We start from the raw sequence: 16431 nt of genomic DNA on the forward strand, positions 1-16431 counted from the left end.
CGGTGTCCGTCACCGCTGGCTGAGCAACCGCCGCAACAGACGCCCCGGGCCCGAGGAGCCCGGGGCGTTTCTCGTTCTCGGGGTCCGACGGCCACCGTCCCGCCCCGGAGGACCCGATGACCGCCACGCTCCCCACCACCCCAGCCGCCGACGAGCGCATCGCCGAGCTGCGCGGACGGATCGACGACTGCGACGCCGAGATCATCGCGCTGGTCCAGCGTCGGCTGGCCGTGTCCCGGGAGATCGGCGAGCTGCGCCGCGCCGCCGGCGGCACCCGGCTCTCGCTGGCCCGCGAGCAGCAGGTGCTCGCCCGCTTCCAGGCCGCGCTCGGCCCGGACGGCGCCGCGCTCGGCATGATGCTGCTGCGCCAGGGCCGCGGCCGCCTCTAGAAGGACCACCCTTCCCCCCACGCCTCGTCAGAGGACCCCCTGCTCCCCGCCCTCGCACGCTCGCGGCGGGACCCTGCAGGGGTCAGCGGATCCCTGCAGGGTGGCTGTTCCACCACCTCAGCCGCGGCGCTGGTCGGGCGGCGGGAAGTCGGCGTGGCGGTGGACGAGCCACCAGTCGTCCTCGACCCGTCGGTAGACGTGCGTCACCCGGATGGTCATGGGCCGGGCCTCGCCGCCGTCGACGCGCACCGTGCCCTGCTCGAGGCCGACCGTGTAGGCGAGGTCGCCGCTGACGTCGACCACCTCGTACCGCGGCACGAACTCACCGTCGCTGAACCGGCTGCCGACCCACTCGAAGGTCCGGGTGACGGCGTGGTGCCCCTTCTCGATCGGACCCCAGGCGCCGAACAACGTCACGTCGGGGGAATCGGCCCAGCAGGCCGCGTACGGGCCGGGGTTCCCCGCCGCCATCGCCGCCAGCCCGTCGGCGACACGCTCCAGGGCCCGGGCCAGTGCGGCGTCCACGACCGTCTCCTCCCCCGGCGGACCACCGCACGGTCCGCCGTGCGGCAGCCAGGGTCCTCGCGTCCCGCGCCCGGACGGAACCCGCGCCGGCGCGTCACGTCCGGCGCCGCCGTCCCGTCTCCATGGGCACCAGCCCACGGAGAGGACGGCGACCATGGCCCGCATCCCGCTCGACCCGCCCCGCACCCGCCTGTACCGCCTCGCCGAGTGGTACGCGCGCCGGACCTACGGCGTGGTGCCCGACCCGCTCGCCGCCATGGGGCACCACCCGCGGGTGCTCCTGACCGACGTCCGCTTCGAGACGTCGCTGGCCAGGTGGGACCGGCTCGACCGCACGCTGAAGGCCCTCGCCGTCATGGCCTCGGCCGTCGCGATCGGCTGCTCCTGGTGCGTCGACTTCGGGTACTGGATCAGCACCCAGGAAGGCGTGGACCCCGCCAAGCTGCGCGCCGTCCCGCGGTGGCGGGACAGCGACGTCTTCACCGGCCTGGAGCGGCGGGTGATGGCCTACGCCGAGGCGGTGACGGCGACCCCGCCCGCCGTGACCGACGAGATGGTGGCCGAGCTGCGGCGCGATCTGGACGACGCCCAGCTGGTCGAGCTCACCATGGTGGTGGCCGTGGAGAACGTCCGGTCGCGGTTCAACAGCGCGCTCGGGCTGACCAGCCAGGGCTTCCGGGACCGCTGCGAGCTCCCGGCCACGGCATGACCGCCGCGGACGCCGGCGCCGACCCGCTGGCGGCCTTCGAGCAGCACCGGCGGCTGCTGTTCACGGTCGCCTACCAGATGCTCGGCAGCGTCGCCGACGCCGAGGACGTCGTGCAGGACGCCTGGCTGCGGTGGTCGGCGACCGACCGGGCCGACGTCGCCGACCCGCGGGCGTACCGGGTGCGGATCACGTCCCGGCTGGCCCTCGACCGGCTGGACTCGGCGCGCAGCCGCCGGGAGAGCTACGTCGGGCCGTGGCTGCCCGAGCCGCTGCTCACCGGGGGCGCGCCGGTCGCCGGCGGCGCCCCGCCACCGGACCCGGACGACGCCGCCGCGCTCGGGGAGCAGGTCTCGCTCGCGCTGCTGGTGGTCCTCGAGACGCTGTCCCCCGCCGAGCGAGCCGTGTTCGTCCTCCGGGAGGTGTTCGGTCTGCCGGCGGCGGAGGTGGCCGCGATCCTGGGCCGCAGCGAGGCCGCCGTCCGGCAGACGGCGCACCGTGCGCGGGAGCACGTGCGGGCCCGGCAGCCGCGCTTCGACACCGACCGGTCCACGCAGCGGCTGGCGACCGAGCGCTTCCTCGCCGCCTGCGCCGGTGGCGACGTCCAGGCGCTCCTGGCCGCGCTGGCCCCGGACGTCGTCCTGGTGACCGATGGCGGGGGCCGGGCGAAGGCGGCGCTGCGGCCGATCGTGGGCGCGGAGAAGGTGGCCCGCTTCCTCGTGGCGACCACCGCGCAGGGGCTGGCGATCCCCGGCCTGCACGTCGAGGTCGCCGAGGTCAACGGTGCCCCCGGCGTCGTCGCGTGGGTCGGGGGTGCGCCGTACCTCACGATCTCGCTGGTCCTGGTCGACGGGCTCGTCGCGCAGGTGCTGGTCGTGCGCAACCCCGAGAAGCTGGCTGGCCTACAGAGGTGAGGGCTGAGTGGCCACCCTTCAGGGGCCCACGCCGAGCTTGCGAGGCGTGAGGGGAAGGGTGGTCCTTTATCTAGGCTCGCGCGGGTGACCTCACCGCAGCCCCGCAGGCCCGCCGAGCACGTGGAGCGCGCGCTGTGCGTGCTCGCCCACCCCGACGACATCGACTTCGGCAGCGCCGGCACCGTGGCGACCTGGACGGCGGCCGGCACCGAGGTCACCTACCTGATCGTCACCGACGGCGACGCCGGCGGGTTCGACGACACCCCCCGCGACCAGATGGGGCCGCTGCGGCGGGCCGAGCAGGAGGCGGCCGCCAAGGCGGTCGGCGTCACCGACGTGCGCTTCCTCGGCCACCCCGACGGCCGGCTGGAACTCACCCTCGACCTGCGCCGCGACATCAGCCGGGTGATCCGCCAGGTCCGCCCTCAGCGGGTGCTGACCAGCTCTCCCGAGCGGATGTGGGACCGGATCGGCGCCAGCCACCCCGACCACATGACGGTCGGCGAGTCCACGCTGCGGGCCGTCTACCCCGACGCCCGCAACCCCTTCGCCTTCCCCGAGCTGCTCGCCGACGAGGGGCTGGAGGCCTGGACGGTGTCCGAGGTGTGGCTCACCACCAGCCCGCGCGCCGACCACGTCGTGGACGTGACCGACGTCGTCGAGCTGAAGTTCGCCGCGCTCAAGAGCCACGTCAGCCAGGTCGGCCACATCGACGACCTGGAGGGCTTCGTCACCGACTGGATGCGCCAGAACGGCCGCCGCCTGGGCCTGCCGCAGGGCCGGCTCGGCGAGAGCTTCCAGGTCGTTTACACGGCGTAAGTTAGAAGTCGCCCACAGCCAGCATTCCCCAGCGGCGGGAGACACGGTGCATTGCCATGCCCCTGAAGCCCCTCAGCCTCTCACTCCAGCGCTAGGGGCATACCCCCACGGGTCCGCCTTCGTTGCCTTGTCGTCCACGAACCCAGTCTCGACGGATCAGCTCCTTCGGCACTTTGGCTATCCGAGGTCCTTCCCTCAATCCCCTTGGACGCAGGAGCATTAGCCCATGGAAGGTTGAAGGCGTACACCAAGCCTGAGTGCATCACCCAGGGGCCACTCTTTTGCCATTTATAGGCGTCGCGTCGGTGATAAAACTGCACATACCCTGCGCCGCGCCTATAGTTGCCGATAGCCCCTTGCAGGAAGAGGTACTCACCGAACTGGTCGACGTCGACCGTCGTATTGAAGCCCGCCCCGCGCATGGCGGCTTCTAAGTCCTCGCGCTCGAAGATTCTGCGCGGCAACGAGCTAAGGATTGATTCAAATCGGTCTATCATCAAGTCTGGCAGCAGGCCCGTCGCCTCGGACATGATCTCCGTCAGGAGATGTCTCGTCGAGAAGGTGTCTACCGCTCGGCGAACTTCAGAATTACTCAGCCTGCCAGAACTGTTGATCTGTTGAAGGGTCGAGAATAGCAGTGTCATGTCTCGCGGCGTGTAGCGCGTGAATTGCAGCAGGTACCGGTCACATGCCACCTTCTGATGGCCACCGACGCGTATGGCCTCAGGCATCTGGTTCAGCAAGTAACTCGCACCAGCCTGCGCCTTGTGGGCAATATACTCCCACAACTGCACATCCTGCGGATCCTCGGCTTCTGCACCCCAATCCATATGAACCGCGCCGTCGGCAGCAATCTTCGCGGCATCGGCGAAGCGGACCCTCCGAAAAACATCACTCCGACACATGATCATTACATATGTGTGCTTTGCTCCAGCAGCCTTCAAAGAGCGCGTCAGTGAGTCGGCCACTCGGACCAAGGCTGCTAACGTCTGCCAATAGGCGGAGTTGTCGCCAATTGCCTTATCCAACCCATCGATGGCCAGGAGATGCTTGTTTGGCGTGTCAGCCTTAACCGCCAAGCGCAATAGAGCTTCTCCGAGTTGGCTCACCGACACCTGATCAGACTCGCTTGAGCCACCTTCAACGGATCCGAGAGCTGGGATCGCGAGAGTTCCCCTTCGCTGCCGAACACGACGAAGGACCTGGGGGAAGTCATTTGTCGCGAGACCGCTGACCCTAAGCCGATCCACCAACTCTAGAGCCTGCGGATCTCGACTGAGCGACGAAGCAGGGTCAGCGATGAGCGAATCAAGCAAGCGCACGCCAAGGAAAAGCCGCCATGCCGAGTCCGTGAGCGCCGGCACGTCGCCCACCAGTCTCTTGTCGAGAGCTGAAAGTGGAGACTGAGTCCTGTTCAGTTCATCGAAATCCACAAAAGTCGAGAACACGGACTCGGGGCCATATTTTCGAGACCAGGCAAGTCGAACATAGTGCGCGGCAGCACTTTTTCCGGTCCCCTTGGGTCCTAAGACAAGAAATCGACTGTGCTCCTCGACAGCATGAATTAGTGACCATCTATCGAAGTATGTGTCTAAAAAGCGGTCGGGATCCTCGGCGACCTCGTTCTCCGCCGCGGCCATGCCGAAGTACAACCCACCAAAGCCTGCGTGTTCCATAAGTTTCCCCCCGTCGCGACGACTCTCTCATGACTAGCGAGGAGGAGCGAGCCGACATGAGGCATCGCCGGACCAACTTTGATGCGCACGGGGTCACAGCAGCCGGTTCGTGGCCGCCCAGCGGGTGAGTTCGTTGCGGTTGGACAGCTGCAGCTTGCGCAGCACGTTCGACGCGTGGGACTCCACCGTCTTCACCGAGATGAACAGCCGCGAGCCGATCTCCCGGTAGGTGTAGCCGCGGGCCAGCAGCTGCATGACCTCCCGCTCGCGGGCGCTGAGCAGGTCCAGGCCGGGATCGGTGGCCGGGTCCTCGCGCTGCGGGGCGGACGGCGTCGTCGCGGCGAAGGCGTCGAGCACGAACCCGGCCAGCCGCGGGCTGAACACCACGTCACCGTCGGCCACGCGGGCGACGGCGTCGCGCAGGTCCGGCCCGGAGATGGTCTTGGTGACGTAGCCCCGGGCGCCGGCGCGGATGACGGCGATGACGTCCTCGGCCGCGTCGGACACCGACAGCGCCAGCCAGCGCACCGACGGCAGCTCGGCCCGCAGCGCCTCGAGCACCGCCCGCCCGCCCCCGCCGGGCAGGTGCACGTCGAGGAGGACGACGTCGGGCACGGTCGCCCGGATCCCCTCCACGGCGCCCTCGACGTCCGCGGCCTCACCGACCACGTCGACCGCGCCACCGAGCTCCGCGCGCACACCAGAGCGCACCATGGCGTGGTCGTCGACCAGGAAGACGGTCGGGCGGCCGGACCCTCCCGGAGAGACGCGGGTGCTCACGCGGCCGCCTCCTCGCGGGGCAGGCACAGCTCCACCTCGGTGCCCTCGCCCGGTGCCGAGCGCACCGTCGCCGTCCCGCCCAGGCGGGTCAGCCGACCGGTCACCGAGTCACGCAGCCCGCGCCGGTCGCCAGGTACCGCGGCCGGGTCGAACCCGGCACCGCGGTCGCGGACGAAGACCGCGACCCGCTGCGGCGAGACCTCGGTGTACAGGTCCGCGACGGCCGCTCCGGAGTGCTTGGCGGCGTTGACCAGCGCCTCGCGGGTGGCCGCGCCGAGGGCGGTGAGGGCGTCGTCCAGGGGTGCGTCGCCGACGACGACCGACTCGACGGTCAGCGCGTGGTCGGCCTCCACATCGGCCACCACGCCGGACACCAGCGCCGCCCAGGTGCCGCCGCCCACGGCCGCCGCCGGCTCGTACAGCCAGGTCCGCAGCTCGCGCTCCTGGCTGCGGGCCAGCCGGGAGACCGCGGTGGCGTCGTCGGCGTGCCGCTGGATGAGGGCGAGGGTCTGCAGCACCGAGTCGTGCAGGTGGGCGGCGACGGCGGCCCGTTCCTCGGACCGGATCCGGGCGGTGCGCTCGGCCTCGCGGGAGGTCAACAGCCGGCGCCACAGCGGCGCGGTGGCCAGCGCCACGCCGACCAGGATCACCAGGGTCGCGGCGAAGCCGTTGCGTGCGTTCGCCAGCTGGCCGGTGGTCGCCAGCAGCAGCACGACGCCGACCGCGCCGAGGGCCACGCCGCCGGCGAGCACCCACCGCACGCGGGGGCGGGCCAGCGTGCGGTCGGTGTCCAGCTGGCGCCAGATCACGGTGAGCCCGACGGCGACCAGCAGCAGTGGCACCACCAGGTTGCTGCCGCCCCACGCCCCCAGGCTGCTGGTGACGACCAGGGCGCCCAGGCCCAGCAGGCCCAGGCCCACCGCCTGCCGGCGGCTGGGGGCCTCCGTCGCCTCGGGCGCGACCGGGTCGGCGTCGACGTCGGCGACCGGCATGAAGAACCACAGCAGCACGTAGGGCACGACGCCGATGCCGGTGGCGGCGAGGACGACGAAGACCACCCGGACGACCAGCGTGTCGGCACCCAGGTGCAGCGCCGTCCCCGCGGCCACGCCGGCCACCAGGCGCCCCGAGCGCGGGCGCACCAGCGGCGGCCGCACGGGCACGGGCAGGGTCGTGGTCATGGTGCGATCGTCGCACCGGGACGGCGCTCCGCGGCACCGGGGAGCACCCGGGGTCGCGGACCCGGGTCGGATGGGGGGACTCCCTGATGGACCGCGCGCTCCCACAGCACCAGGCTCAATGCCATGACCTCCACACCCCCTCCCGCTCCCCCGTCGCCGGACCCCCCGGCGACGGCGTACCAGCCGCCGGCCGGTCCGTCGGACCGCCCGCCGCTGCGGCGCAGCCGCACCGACAAGGTCCTCGGCGGCGTCTCCGGCGGTCTCGCTGAGTACAGCGGCATCGACCCGCTGCTGTGGCGGATCGGCTTCGTCGCCCTGGCCCTGGCCGGCCCCGGCGTCCCGGTCTACCTGCTGCTGTGGATCTTCATGCCGGCCGAGCACACCGCGGGTGACCCGCGCGCATCCCGCCCGGCGGGGCCGCGCTCGCCGGTTCCACGTGTGACCCTGGCCGGGTTGCTCATCGTCGTCGGCCTGCTGGCGGCACTCACCCGGTTCACCGGCTGGGACGTCGGCCCCGTCGGCTTCTTCGGCTCCGCGCTGCTGGTCGTCGGCCTCGGCCTGGTCGCCGCCGCCTTCACCGGTGGACGGCGGGCCAAGGGCGGGCTGATCGCGCTCGGCACGGTCCTGTCCCTCGCCCTGCTCGTGTCCGCGGCTGAGCCGTGGGAGGACGTCGAGGGTGACGTGGGCGACCGCACCTACCACCCGAGGACCGCCGCCGACGTCCAGCCGGTCTACTCGCTGGGCCTCGGGGACACGACGCTGGACCTCTCCGACCTGTCCGGCCTGGACCAGCCCGTCACCACCCAGGTGAACGGAGGCATGGGCGACGTCGACGTGCTGGTCCCCCGCTCGGCCGACGTCCGGGTCGACGTCCACAGCGGTCTGGGCGAGGTCGAGGTCCTCGACCTCGACTCCGACGAGGGACTCTCCCTCGGATCCGGCGCCACCTGGTCCGGGGACGGCAAGCCCGACATCGTGCTGACGATCAACGCTGGCCTCGGCGACGTGGAGGTGGACCGTGCCTGACTACAGCGAGTTCCCGACGACCCCGACCGCCTGGCAGGAGCACGCCTGGGGCGAGATCACCCCGCTGCAGACGGAGGACCCGCTGCCACCGCAGCGCCGCGGTGTCGACCTCACCGCTCTCCTCCCGGGGCTGCTGTTCGTCGTCCTGGCGCTCACCGTGATGGTCGGCGCAGTCCTGCCCGTCGACCTCCTGTTCAGCGGCGGCCTGGGGTGGTTGCTGCTGGTCGGCGGCGGCGTCGCCCTCCTGCTGAGCGAGCTGCGCAAGGCCCGCCGCAGGCGCTGACCCACCGCACGACGAGGCCCGGGAGCCGATCGGCTCCCGGGCCCTCGTGCGTGCCTCAGATGAGGGTCCCGGTCAACCGGAGCACCGAGACGACTGCATGGGCGCAGGCGTCGAGCAGCCCGAGGTTCTTCGGTCGAGCTGAGAGGTTGCCGCGAGGCGTCGCCTGGTCCATGCGCACTTCGTCAGTGTCGGCCAGGACCGCGTGCACCTCCCGCTCCAGGTACTTGATGTCGTCGCTGGAAAACGGCGTCCCGCCACTGCGGACCAGCAGCGCCCTCCGCCACTCGGGTTTGTTCTGCCGGTGGCTACCGAGCCGACCGAGGAAGTCCTCGCTGAGGCCGACGTAGGCCCAGGGCCGGACGATGGACGTGGTGGTCAGGGTGCGTTCCAGGCCGGTCCTGGTCGACGCGACCTCGAGGTCAGTGCCCGTCAGGACGTAGATGCCCGGTACGCCGCGCCAACTCCCCGAGGGATCCAGGTGACGTGGGACCTGCTCCATCACGAGAGCCGGATGATTACAGACGACCTCCGCGCGCCCATGCCCATCGAGGCGCACATCGAACTGGATCACCGGCATCGACCCGTCTCGACGCTGCCCTCCGTCCAGGCCATCCGGGGACCGGGAACCGACCGGGTCGGAGGACGTGGCCGATGGCGCGGGCTGGGACATCGCCCGACCCGTCGCGTCGGGCGAGGTGAGGGCCGTAATCAAGGACCGGAGCTCGGCTTCCGCCCTGCTCGGTCGAAAGACCGTGAGGATCGCGCCGAGCGTGTTGATCGCCTCCTGGCTCAACGCCTCGCGCTGGAAGGTGCCGAGCCACTCCACGGGCCGCTGGTGGACACCGGATGGACGGTCCGGGTGCACGTGCCGGTAAGGACCGGTCACCCGGCCCACGAGGTAGTCGCGCCGCTTAGGCAGACGCGGAACGACGACGAGATCGCCGATCTCGATGCGGAAGGCGAAGTTGATCAGTTGACTCGCGAAGTTGTGCTGGGTGGGGTTGGAGGCACGGGCGCGCAACGCCTCGGGACCCACGTCAGCGAGGTCGTCCTCCGCGAGCTCTCGAAAGCCGATGGCGATGTACCGGCCGTGCTCGAACTCCTCCACGTACCGCGCTTGCTCACCGGCGCGTACGACCCACACCTGCCCCGTCACACCCGGCAGTCTGCCTGGCCGGGATCCGGCGAGGTGCGGGCCCGGATGACCAGGGTGGGAGTCAGCAGACCTCAGAGCGTCCGGTAGTAGCGCACCAGCGGCAGGCCGGTGAACCCGTGCCGCTCGTACAGGGCACGGGCCGGCGCGTGACCGTCGTCCCCACCGGTGGCGATGACGGCGAGCGGCACACCCCGCGCCCGCATCTCGGTCACCGCCCGCTCCAGCAGCAGGCTCGCGATGCCGGCCCGCTGGTGCGCCGGGGCGACGGCGACCATCTCGACCTCCCCGACGGGGGTGGCGCCCTCCTCGGTCCACCGGACGGCGACGAAGCCGACCGGGGTGCCGTCGACGTCGGCGACCCAGGCGTCGAGCGACCGGCACACCTCGGCCACCGCCGCGGCCTGTGCCGTCCGCCAGTCCGGGTGGACGAAGCGGTACGCCCGCGGACCCATGAGCTGCTCGAATCCGGCGAACACCGGCGCCCACGCGTCCAGGGAGAACGCGACGACGGCGTCGACGTCGGCGTCGGTCAGCGGCCGGAGGGTGACGTCCACGCCGCGGATGACACCACGGACCTCAGCGGCCCGTCATTCCCATTCGATCGTGCCCGGCGGCTTGCTGGTCACGTCGAGGACCACGCGGTTGACCTCGGGCACCTCGTTGGTGATCCGGGTGGAGATGCGGGCCAGGACGTCGTAGGGCAGCCGGGTCCAGTCCGCGGTCATCGCGTCCTCGCTGGACACCGGGCGCAGCACGACCGGGTGGCCGTAGGTGCGCCCGTCGCCCTGGACGCCGACCGAGCGGACGTCGGCCAGCAGCACCACCGGGCACTGCCAGATCTCACGGTCCAGGCCGGCGGCGGTGAGCTCGGCACGGGCGATCGCATCGGCCCTGCGCAGGACGTCGAGCCGCTCCTGGGTGACCTCGCCGATGATCCGGATGCCCAGCCCCGGGCCCGGGAACGGCTGGCGCCACACCAGCGACTCGGGCAGCCCCAGCTGCAGGCCGACTTCCCGCACCTCGTCCTTGAACAGGGTCCGCAGCGGCTCGACGAGCGTGAAGGTGAGGTCCTCGGGCAGCCCGCCGACGTTGTGGTGGCTCTTGATGTTCGCCGTCCCGGTGCCGCCGCCGGACTCGACGACGTCCGGGTAGAGCGTGCCCTGCACGAGGAAGTCGACGGTCTCGCCGTGCGCCTGGGCGTCGTGCACCACGTCGAGCGCCGCCTGCTCGAAGACCCGGATGAACTCCCGGCCGATGGTCTTGCGCTTCTGCTCCGGGTCGCTGACCCCGGCCAGCGCGCCGAGGAACTGCTCGCGGGCGTCGACCACCCGCAGGTCGGCGCCGGTGACGGCGACGAAGTCCCGCTCGATCTGCTCGGTCTCGCCCTCGCGCATGAGCCCGTGGTCGACGTAGACGCAGGTCAGCCGGTCACCGATGGCGCGCTGCACCAGCGCGGCCGCGACCGCGGAGTCGACCCCGCCGGACAGCGCGCACAGCGCCCGCCGGTCGCCCACCTGGGCGCGGATCCGCTCGACCTGCTCCTCGACGACGTTGGCCATCGTCCAGGTCGGCTCCAGGCCGGCGATGTCGAACAGGAAGTGCTCGAGCACCGTCTGCCCGTGCGCGGTGTGCCGCACCTCGGGGTGGAACTGCACGCCGGCGAGCTTGCGGTCGACGTCCTCGAAGGCGGCGACCGGCGCCCCGGTCGAGGTGGCGGTGACGGTGAACCCGGGCGGGGCGGCGCTGACGGCGTCCCCGTGGCTCATCCACACCGACTGCTCGACCGGCAGCGAGCCGAACAGCCGTCCCTCGGTGGTGACCGTCAGCGGCGTGCCGCCGTACTCGCGGTCGCCGGTGCGCGCCACCGTGCCGCCGAGCGAGGCGGCCATCGCCTGGAAGCCGTAGCAGATGCCGAACGCCGGGACGCCGGCCTCGAACAACGTCGGGTCGACCTGCGGGGCGCCCTCGGCGTAGACGCTCGACGGGCCGCCGGAGAGGACGATCGCCGCCGGCTTGCGCGCGACGATCTCCTCGGCCGGGACCTCGGAGGAGACGATCTCGGAGTAGACGCCGGCCTCGCGGATCCGCCGCGCGATGAGCTGGGCGTACTGCGCGCCGAAGTCGACGACGAGGACGGTCGGGAAGTCCATCAGTCGCCCCGACCGCCGATGACGAGGTCGACCCGCTGGAACTCCTTCAGGTCGCGGTACCCGGTCTTCGCCATGGTCCGGCGCAGCGCCCCGAAGAGGTTGGTGCGGCCGTCGGCGGCGCGCGCCTCGCCCAGGAGGACGTCGTGCAGCGAGCCGGCGGGGGTGATCGGGGCCGACGTCCCGCCGCGGGGCAGCCGGGGGTGGGCGGCCACGGAGTCCCACCAGACGCCGCCGCCCGGGGCCTCGGCCGCGGCGCGCAGCGGCTCGCCGAGCTGGACGGCGTCCGCACCGCAGGCCAGCGCGCGGGCGATGGCGCCGCTGGTCTCGATCCGGCCGTTGGCGATGACGTGCACGTAGCGGCCGCCGGTCTCGTCGAGGTAGTCGCGGCGGGCGGCCGCGGCATCGGCGATCGCGCTGGCCAGCGGCACCCGGATGCCCATGACGGCGTCCGTGGTCGAGAAGCTGTCGGCGCCGACGCCGACGATCACGCCTGCTGCGCCGGTGCGCATCAGGTGCAGCGCGGTCTGGTAGTTCGCCGCGCCGCCCACGATGACCGGGACGTCGAGGTCGGCGATGAACTCCTTGAGGTTGAGCGCGTCGCCCTGGGTGGTGACGTGCTCGGCCGAGACGATCGTGCCCTGGATGACCAGCAGGTCCACACCCGCGGCGAGCGCGGCCGGCGCCAGCTGCAGCGTGTGCTGCGGCGAGACGCGGACGGCGGTGGTCACGCCGGCGTCACGCATCTCCTTGATGCGGGCGGTGATCAGGTCGGGCTCGACCGGTCGGGAGTAGACGTCCTGCAGCAGGGCGACCGGCGGCGCCCCCTCCCCCGCGGCCTCGCGCAGCCGGCGGTAGACCGGCGCCGGGTCGTCGTAGCGGGTCCACAACCCCTCGGCGTTGAGCACGCCGAGGCCGCCGGCCTGGCCGACGGCGATCGCGGTGGCCGGGCTGACGACGGCGTCCGACGGGCTGGTGACCAGCGGGATGTCGAACCGGAAGGCGTCGATCTGCCAGGCGGTGGAGACGTCGTCCATGTCCCGGGTGCGCCGGGAGGGGACGATGGAGACCTCGTCGAGGTCGTACCCCCGGCGGGCGAAGCGGTTGAGGCCGATCTCGACGGTGTCACGCGTGGTCACGGTCAGCGCCCCCGGTGGTTCGGAGCTTCGACGATCTCGTTCACGCAAGGACCCTCGTTGGACACGTGGCTCACCGACCGCGGTAGTTCGGGGCTTCGACGGTCATCTGGATGTCGTGCGGGTGGCTCTCCACCAGGCCTGCCGAGGTGATCCGGGTCAGCTGACCGCGCTCCTGCAGGTCGGCGATGGTCTGCGCGCCCGCGTAGCCCATCGAGGCGCGCAGCCCGCCGACGAGCTGGTGCGCGACGCCGGCCAGCGGACCGCGGTAGGGCACCTGGCCCTCGATGCCCTCGGGGACGAGCTTGTCGTCGGAGAGCACGTCGTCGGCGAAGTAGCGGTCGCGGCTGAAGGACTGGTTGCCGCGCTTCTGCATCGCGCCCAGCGATCCCATGCCGCGGTAGGTCTTGTACTGCTTGCCGTTGACGAAGACCAGCTCGCCCGGCGCCTCCTCGACGCCCGCGAACAGCCCACCGATCATCACCGTGTCGGCACCGGCGACCAGCGCCTTGGCGATGTCGCCGGAGTACTGCAGCCCACCGTCGGCGATCACCGGGACACCGGCCGGCTTGGCCGCCAGCGCCGCCTCGTAGACCGCGGTGACCTGCGGGACGCCGACGCCGGCGACCACGCGGGTGGTGCAGATCGACCCCGGGCCGACGCCGACCTTCACGGCGTCCACCCCGGCGTCGACCAGCGCCTGGGCGCCGGCGCGGGTGGCGACGTTGCCGCCGACGACCTGCACGCCGAAGTCGCCCTTGACCCGCGCCACCATCTCCAGCACGGCGCGCTGGTGGCCGTGCGCGGTGTCGACGACGAGCACGTCCACGCCGGCGTCGACCAGCAGGCCGGCCCGCTTGTAGGCGTCCTCGCCGACCCCCACGGCGGCGGCCACCACGAGGCGGCCGTCGGCGTCCTTGGTGGCGTTCGGGAACTGGTCCCGCTTGACGAAGTCCTTGACGGTGATCAGGCCGCGCAGCCGCCCGGCGTCGTCCACCAGCGGCAGCTTCTCGACCTTGTGCCGGCTCAGCAGCCGCAGCGCGGTGTCGGCGTCCACGCCGACCGGCGCGGTGACCAGCGGCATCGGCGTCATGACGTCGCGGACGAGGCGGTTCTTGTCGGTCTCGAACCGCATGTCCCGGTTGGTGCAGATGCCGACGAGCACACCCTCGTCGTCGACCACGGGAGCGCCGGAGATGCGGTAGCGGGCCGACAGCGCGTCCAGCTCGGCCAGGGTGTTGTCCGGGGAGGCGGTCACCGGGTTGGTGACCATGCCGGCCTCCGAGCGCTTGACCAGGTCCACCTGGCCGGCCTGCTCCTCGGCGGCGAGGTTGCGGTGCAGGACGCCGACACCGCCGACGCGCGCCATCGCGATCGCCATGCGGGCCTCGGTGACGGTGTCCATCGCGCTGGAGAGCAGCGGCACCGCCAGCCGGATGCCACGGGTCAGCCGGCTGCTGGTGTCCACCTCGGCCGGCACGACGTCGGACGCGCCGGGGATGAGCAGGACGTCGTCGTAGGTCAGGCCGAGCGGCGCGAACTTCGCCGGCAGCTCGGGGACGAACTCATCGGGCTGCATCGGTTGCCGCCACCCCTCCGGTCGGCCGGCACCCTCGTGGGCGCGCGGGGAGCCGCCCTCGATCGTAGGCGGCACCCCGCGGGGCTCTGTGTGATGTCCGTCCGGCCACTACCGTGGCACCCGTGAGTTCTTGGGACGACGCTTCCGGGCCCGACTTCGGGTCCGCCGACCAGCCAGGTCCGCCGCCGCTGACCATGGAGGAGCGGGCCGGCGTCCTGGACGACCTCGCCGAACTGGAGGTGTTCCGGACGCTGCTGGAGCCGACCGGCATCAAGGGCATCGTCGTCGACTGCCCGGACTGCGACGAGGAGCACCACGTCGACTGGGCCCTGATGCAGGCCAACCTCCGCCAGCTGCTCGAGGAGGGCCAGACCGGTCGGCACGAGCCGCCGTTCGACCCCGATCCCGACGACTACGTCAGCTGGGACTACGCCAGCGGCTACGCCGACGGGATCGCCGCGATGGCCGAGCGCGAGGAGCCCGGCGGCGAGGGCCGCGCCGGCAGGCACGCCCGGGACGACTGAGGCCCCCGACGCGATCATGGCGCCGTGACCACCCCGGGAGCCCGCGGAGTGGTCACGGCGCCATGATCGCCGGGACTGGCTAGCTCATCATGCCGCGGCGGAAACCGGTGGCCACCGCCTCGGCGCGGTCCTTGGCGCCCAGCTTGCGGAACAGCCGCCGGGCGTGGGTCTTGATGGTGTCCTCGGACAGGTAGAGCTCGCGGCCGATCTGGGCGTTGCTCTTGCCCTGGCTCATGCCGGTGAGCACCTGCATCTCGCGCATCGAGAGGCTGACCGGCGCGGGCTCGCGGACGGTCGAGCGCACCGTCGTGGGCGCGGCGCCGGCCAGCGGGGTGGCACCGTTCCAGGCCGGCGTCCCGGCGCCGTGACCGGCGTGCGCACCGACCGAGGCCAGCGGCACCGGCTGCGACGGGACGGACGGCACCGGGCCGCGGCCGTCGACCCGCAGGCCGACCCGCGACAGGCCCAGGCCCATCTCCATCGCGCTCGCGTCCCAGCGCAGGTAGCCGCGGGCCCCGGCCGCGACCGCCGCCCGGACGGTCTCGCCGTCGTCGGGAGCGCCGAGGACCAGCACCGACAGCCGCGGGTGGGCCCGCAGCGCCTGCGTGGCGACGGTGAGCCCGGAGTCCGTGGCGCGCTGGGTCCCGATGAGCAGGACGTCGGGCTGGCGCGTGGCCAGCCGGGCCATGAGGGCGGCGGCGTCGCCGACGACCTCCACCCGTCCCACGAACGGCAGCGCCACCAGTCGGCCCGCGATGTCGTCGCGGACCCGCCGGCGCTCGTCGTAGACCCACACGCACGTCGTGCCGTGGCCGGGTCCGCGCATCCTGTCGTCGATCACGCCTGCTCCTCGCTCGCCGGCCACACGTCCCTCGGCCGGGGTCCCACCGCCCGGATCCCCCGGCCGGGTGTCGCTCGGACGTGCGGTCCCGTCCGGGGACCCGTCGTCGTCGCTGCGGCCGGGACCGGCACCGCCGACGGGTGTCCCGTGGCGGTGTTCGGCACGGCCTGCAGCCACCTTGATCGACTCCGGGGGGCGGCAACACCCGCTCTCACCCAGCGGGGGGAGAGCGGAGCGGAGAAAATGCAGGGTCGCCGTGGGTTTGACCCACAGAGGCCTCGGGCACCGGGCCCCATGCAGCCGGACCGCCCCCTCCGGCTCGCACCGAGCCGAGGAGGACGAATGGCCGACATCCGCCGCCTGCCCACCCCCGTCGCCGAGGTCTGGGACTGGCAGCTGCACGGCGCCTGCCGCGGGGAGAGCACCGCTCTCTTCTTCCACCCGGACGGCGAGCGCGGCCCGGCCCGGGCCCGCCGTCAGACGGCCGCCAAGGCGGTCTGCGCCCGCTGCCCGGTCATCGAGTCCTGCCTGAAGCACGCCCTGTCGGTCCGCGAGCCCTACGGGGTCTGGGGCGGCATGAGCGAGGAGGAGCGCGCCCGGCTGATCGCCGCGGAGCCCGCCGCCGTCGCCGCGGGAGTCTGAAGACCCCGCACACGCGAGAGGGGGGGGGGGGCGGGGGGGGGGGGGGGGGGGGGGGGGGGGGGGGGGGGGGGGGGGGGGGGGGGGGGGGCGGGTGGGGGGGGGGGGGG

General features: G+C 72.4%; 18 protein-coding genes. 8 read left to right on the forward strand and 10 right to left on the reverse strand.

Going from position 1 to position 16431, the window contains the following annotated elements; genetic code table 11:
• The first annotated feature begins 116 nt into the window (after positions 1-116).
• On the forward strand, positions 117-389 hold the full coding sequence (locus tag ACI79G_RS19005; protein WP_456882662.1) for a chorismate mutase: 273 nt from the start codon (positions 117-119) through the stop codon (positions 387-389).
• A gap of 117 nt (positions 390-506) precedes the next feature.
• Here ACI79G_RS19005 and ACI79G_RS19010 read toward each other — a convergent pair whose 3' ends face one another.
• Positions 507-914, reverse strand: coding sequence for a YybH family protein (locus ACI79G_RS19010; RefSeq protein ID WP_456882663.1), 408 nt, complete (start codon positions 912-914; stop codon positions 507-509).
• A 154-nt stretch (positions 915-1068) separates the two neighbouring features.
• On the opposite strand from ACI79G_RS19010, the gene ACI79G_RS19015 reads away from it, so the two are divergent.
• From ACI79G_RS19015 to ACI79G_RS19025, 3 genes are all read left to right on the forward strand, one after another.
• Complete coding sequence (locus ACI79G_RS19015; protein ID WP_456882664.1) at positions 1069-1623, forward strand: carboxymuconolactone decarboxylase family protein; 555 nt, start codon at positions 1069-1071, stop codon at positions 1621-1623.
• Entirely contained in the window at positions 1620-2534 is a 915-nt protein-coding gene (gene sigJ / locus ACI79G_RS19020) for an RNA polymerase sigma factor SigJ (protein ID WP_456882665.1), read from the forward strand. Before ACI79G_RS19015 ends, sigJ begins: the two co-directional genes overlap by 4 nt.
• Before the next feature lie 84 nt (positions 2535-2618).
• Positions 2619-3353: a PIG-L deacetylase family protein gene (locus ACI79G_RS19025; protein WP_456882666.1), complete on the forward strand. Its 735-nt coding sequence runs from the start codon at positions 2619-2621 to the stop codon at positions 3351-3353.
• A gap of 80 nt (positions 3354-3433) precedes the next feature.
• Here the strand turns inward: ACI79G_RS19025 and ACI79G_RS19030 are convergent, their stop codons facing one another.
• The 3 genes from ACI79G_RS19030 to ACI79G_RS19040 form a co-directional block, all read right to left on the reverse strand.
• Entirely contained in the window at positions 3434-5005 is a 1572-nt protein-coding gene (locus ACI79G_RS19030; RefSeq protein ID WP_456882667.1) for a P-loop ATPase, Sll1717 family, read from the reverse strand.
• A 117-nt stretch (positions 5006-5122) separates the two neighbouring features.
• Positions 5123-5809, reverse strand: a complete 687-nt coding sequence (locus ACI79G_RS19035) for a response regulator (RefSeq protein ID WP_456882668.1) — start codon at positions 5807-5809, stop codon at positions 5123-5125.
• Positions 5806-6990, reverse strand: coding sequence for an ATP-binding protein (locus tag ACI79G_RS19040; RefSeq protein ID WP_456882669.1), 1185 nt, complete (start codon positions 6988-6990; stop codon positions 5806-5808). Before ACI79G_RS19040 ends, ACI79G_RS19035 begins: the two co-directional genes overlap by 4 nt.
• Positions 6991-7113: 123 nt before the next feature.
• Between ACI79G_RS19040 and ACI79G_RS19045 the strand changes: the two genes are divergently transcribed.
• Together ACI79G_RS19045 and ACI79G_RS19050 are read left to right on the forward strand one after the other, a co-directional pair.
• Positions 7114-8016 carry a PspC domain-containing protein gene (locus ACI79G_RS19045; protein WP_456882670.1) on the forward strand — a complete coding sequence of 301 codons (903 nt, stop codon included), beginning with the start codon at positions 7114-7116 and terminating at the stop codon, positions 8014-8016.
• On the forward strand, positions 8009-8299 hold the full coding sequence (locus ACI79G_RS19050) for a hypothetical protein (protein ID WP_456882671.1): 291 nt from the start codon (positions 8009-8011) through the stop codon (positions 8297-8299). The genes ACI79G_RS19045 and ACI79G_RS19050 overlap by 8 nt, the downstream gene beginning before the upstream one ends.
• 55 nt (positions 8300-8354) lie before the next feature.
• Here ACI79G_RS19050 and ACI79G_RS19055 read toward each other — a convergent pair whose 3' ends face one another.
• The 5 genes from ACI79G_RS19055 to guaB all read right to left on the reverse strand — a co-directional run bounded on the left by ACI79G_RS19055 (position 8355) and on the right by guaB (position 14317).
• Positions 8355-9455 (reverse strand): hypothetical protein, encoded by a 1101-nt coding sequence (locus ACI79G_RS19055; protein WP_456882672.1) that lies wholly within the window; start codon positions 9453-9455, stop codon positions 8355-8357.
• A 71-nt stretch (positions 9456-9526) separates the two neighbouring features.
• Positions 9527-10009 carry a GNAT family N-acetyltransferase gene (locus tag ACI79G_RS19060; protein WP_456882673.1) on the reverse strand — a complete coding sequence of 161 codons (483 nt, stop codon included), beginning with the start codon at positions 10007-10009 and terminating at the stop codon, positions 9527-9529.
• Positions 10010-10042: 33 nt separating this feature from the next.
• A complete protein-coding gene (gene guaA / locus ACI79G_RS19065; protein ID WP_456882674.1) occupies positions 10043-11605 on the reverse strand; it encodes a glutamine-hydrolyzing GMP synthase in 1563 nt (520 codons plus the stop codon).
• Positions 11605-12741 (reverse strand): GuaB3 family IMP dehydrogenase-related protein, encoded by a 1137-nt coding sequence (locus ACI79G_RS19070; protein WP_456882675.1) that lies wholly within the window; start codon positions 12739-12741, stop codon positions 11605-11607. Before ACI79G_RS19070 ends, guaA begins: the two co-directional genes overlap by 1 nt.
• 70 nt (positions 12742-12811) lie before the next feature.
• Positions 12812-14317, reverse strand: a complete 1506-nt coding sequence (gene guaB, locus ACI79G_RS19075) for an IMP dehydrogenase (protein WP_456882676.1) — start codon at positions 14315-14317, stop codon at positions 12812-12814.
• Between the two features lie 122 nt (positions 14318-14439).
• On the opposite strand from guaB, the gene ACI79G_RS19080 reads away from it, so the two are divergent.
• Positions 14440-14841 (forward strand): DUF5319 family protein, encoded by a 402-nt coding sequence (locus ACI79G_RS19080; RefSeq protein ID WP_091213337.1) that lies wholly within the window; start codon positions 14440-14442, stop codon positions 14839-14841.
• Between the two features lie 79 nt (positions 14842-14920).
• Here ACI79G_RS19080 and ACI79G_RS19085 read toward each other — a convergent pair whose 3' ends face one another.
• Positions 14921-15682, reverse strand: coding sequence for a LuxR C-terminal-related transcriptional regulator (locus ACI79G_RS19085; RefSeq protein WP_456882677.1), 762 nt, complete (start codon positions 15680-15682; stop codon positions 14921-14923).
• A gap of 342 nt (positions 15683-16024) precedes the next feature.
• Between ACI79G_RS19085 and ACI79G_RS19090 the strand changes: the two genes are divergently transcribed.
• Positions 16025-16324, forward strand: coding sequence for a WhiB family transcriptional regulator (locus ACI79G_RS19090; RefSeq protein WP_091213342.1), 300 nt, complete (start codon positions 16025-16027; stop codon positions 16322-16324).
• The last annotated feature ends 107 nt before the right edge of the window (positions 16325-16431 follow it).

It is taken from the genome of Geodermatophilus sp. SYSU D00779, assembly GCF_054050595.1.

Excerpts from the sequence above, each read along its gene's own strand:
- ACI79G_RS19045 (WP_456882670.1), top strand. The coding sequence starts at position 7,114 with ATGACCTCCACACCCCCTCCCGCTCCCCCGTCGCCGGACCCCCCGGCG.
- ACI79G_RS19040 (WP_456882669.1), bottom strand. The coding sequence starts at position 6,990 with ATGACCACGACCCTGCCCGTGCCCGTGCGGCCGCCGCTGGTGCGCCCG.
- sigJ (WP_456882665.1), top strand. The coding sequence starts at position 1,620 with ATGACCGCCGCGGACGCCGGCGCCGACCCGCTGGCGGCCTTCGAGCAG.
- ACI79G_RS19005 (WP_456882662.1), top strand. The coding sequence starts at position 117 with ATGACCGCCACGCTCCCCACCACCCCAGCCGCCGACGAGCGCATCGCC.
- guaB (WP_456882676.1), bottom strand. The coding sequence starts at position 14,317 with ATGCAGCCCGATGAGTTCGTCCCCGAGCTGCCGGCGAAGTTCGCGCCG.
- guaA (WP_456882674.1), bottom strand. The coding sequence starts at position 11,605 with ATGGACTTCCCGACCGTCCTCGTCGTCGACTTCGGCGCGCAGTACGCC.
- ACI79G_RS19090 (WP_091213342.1), top strand. The coding sequence starts at position 16,025 with ATGGCCGACATCCGCCGCCTGCCCACCCCCGTCGCCGAGGTCTGGGAC.
- ACI79G_RS19015 (WP_456882664.1), top strand. The coding sequence starts at position 1,069 with ATGGCCCGCATCCCGCTCGACCCGCCCCGCACCCGCCTGTACCGCCTC.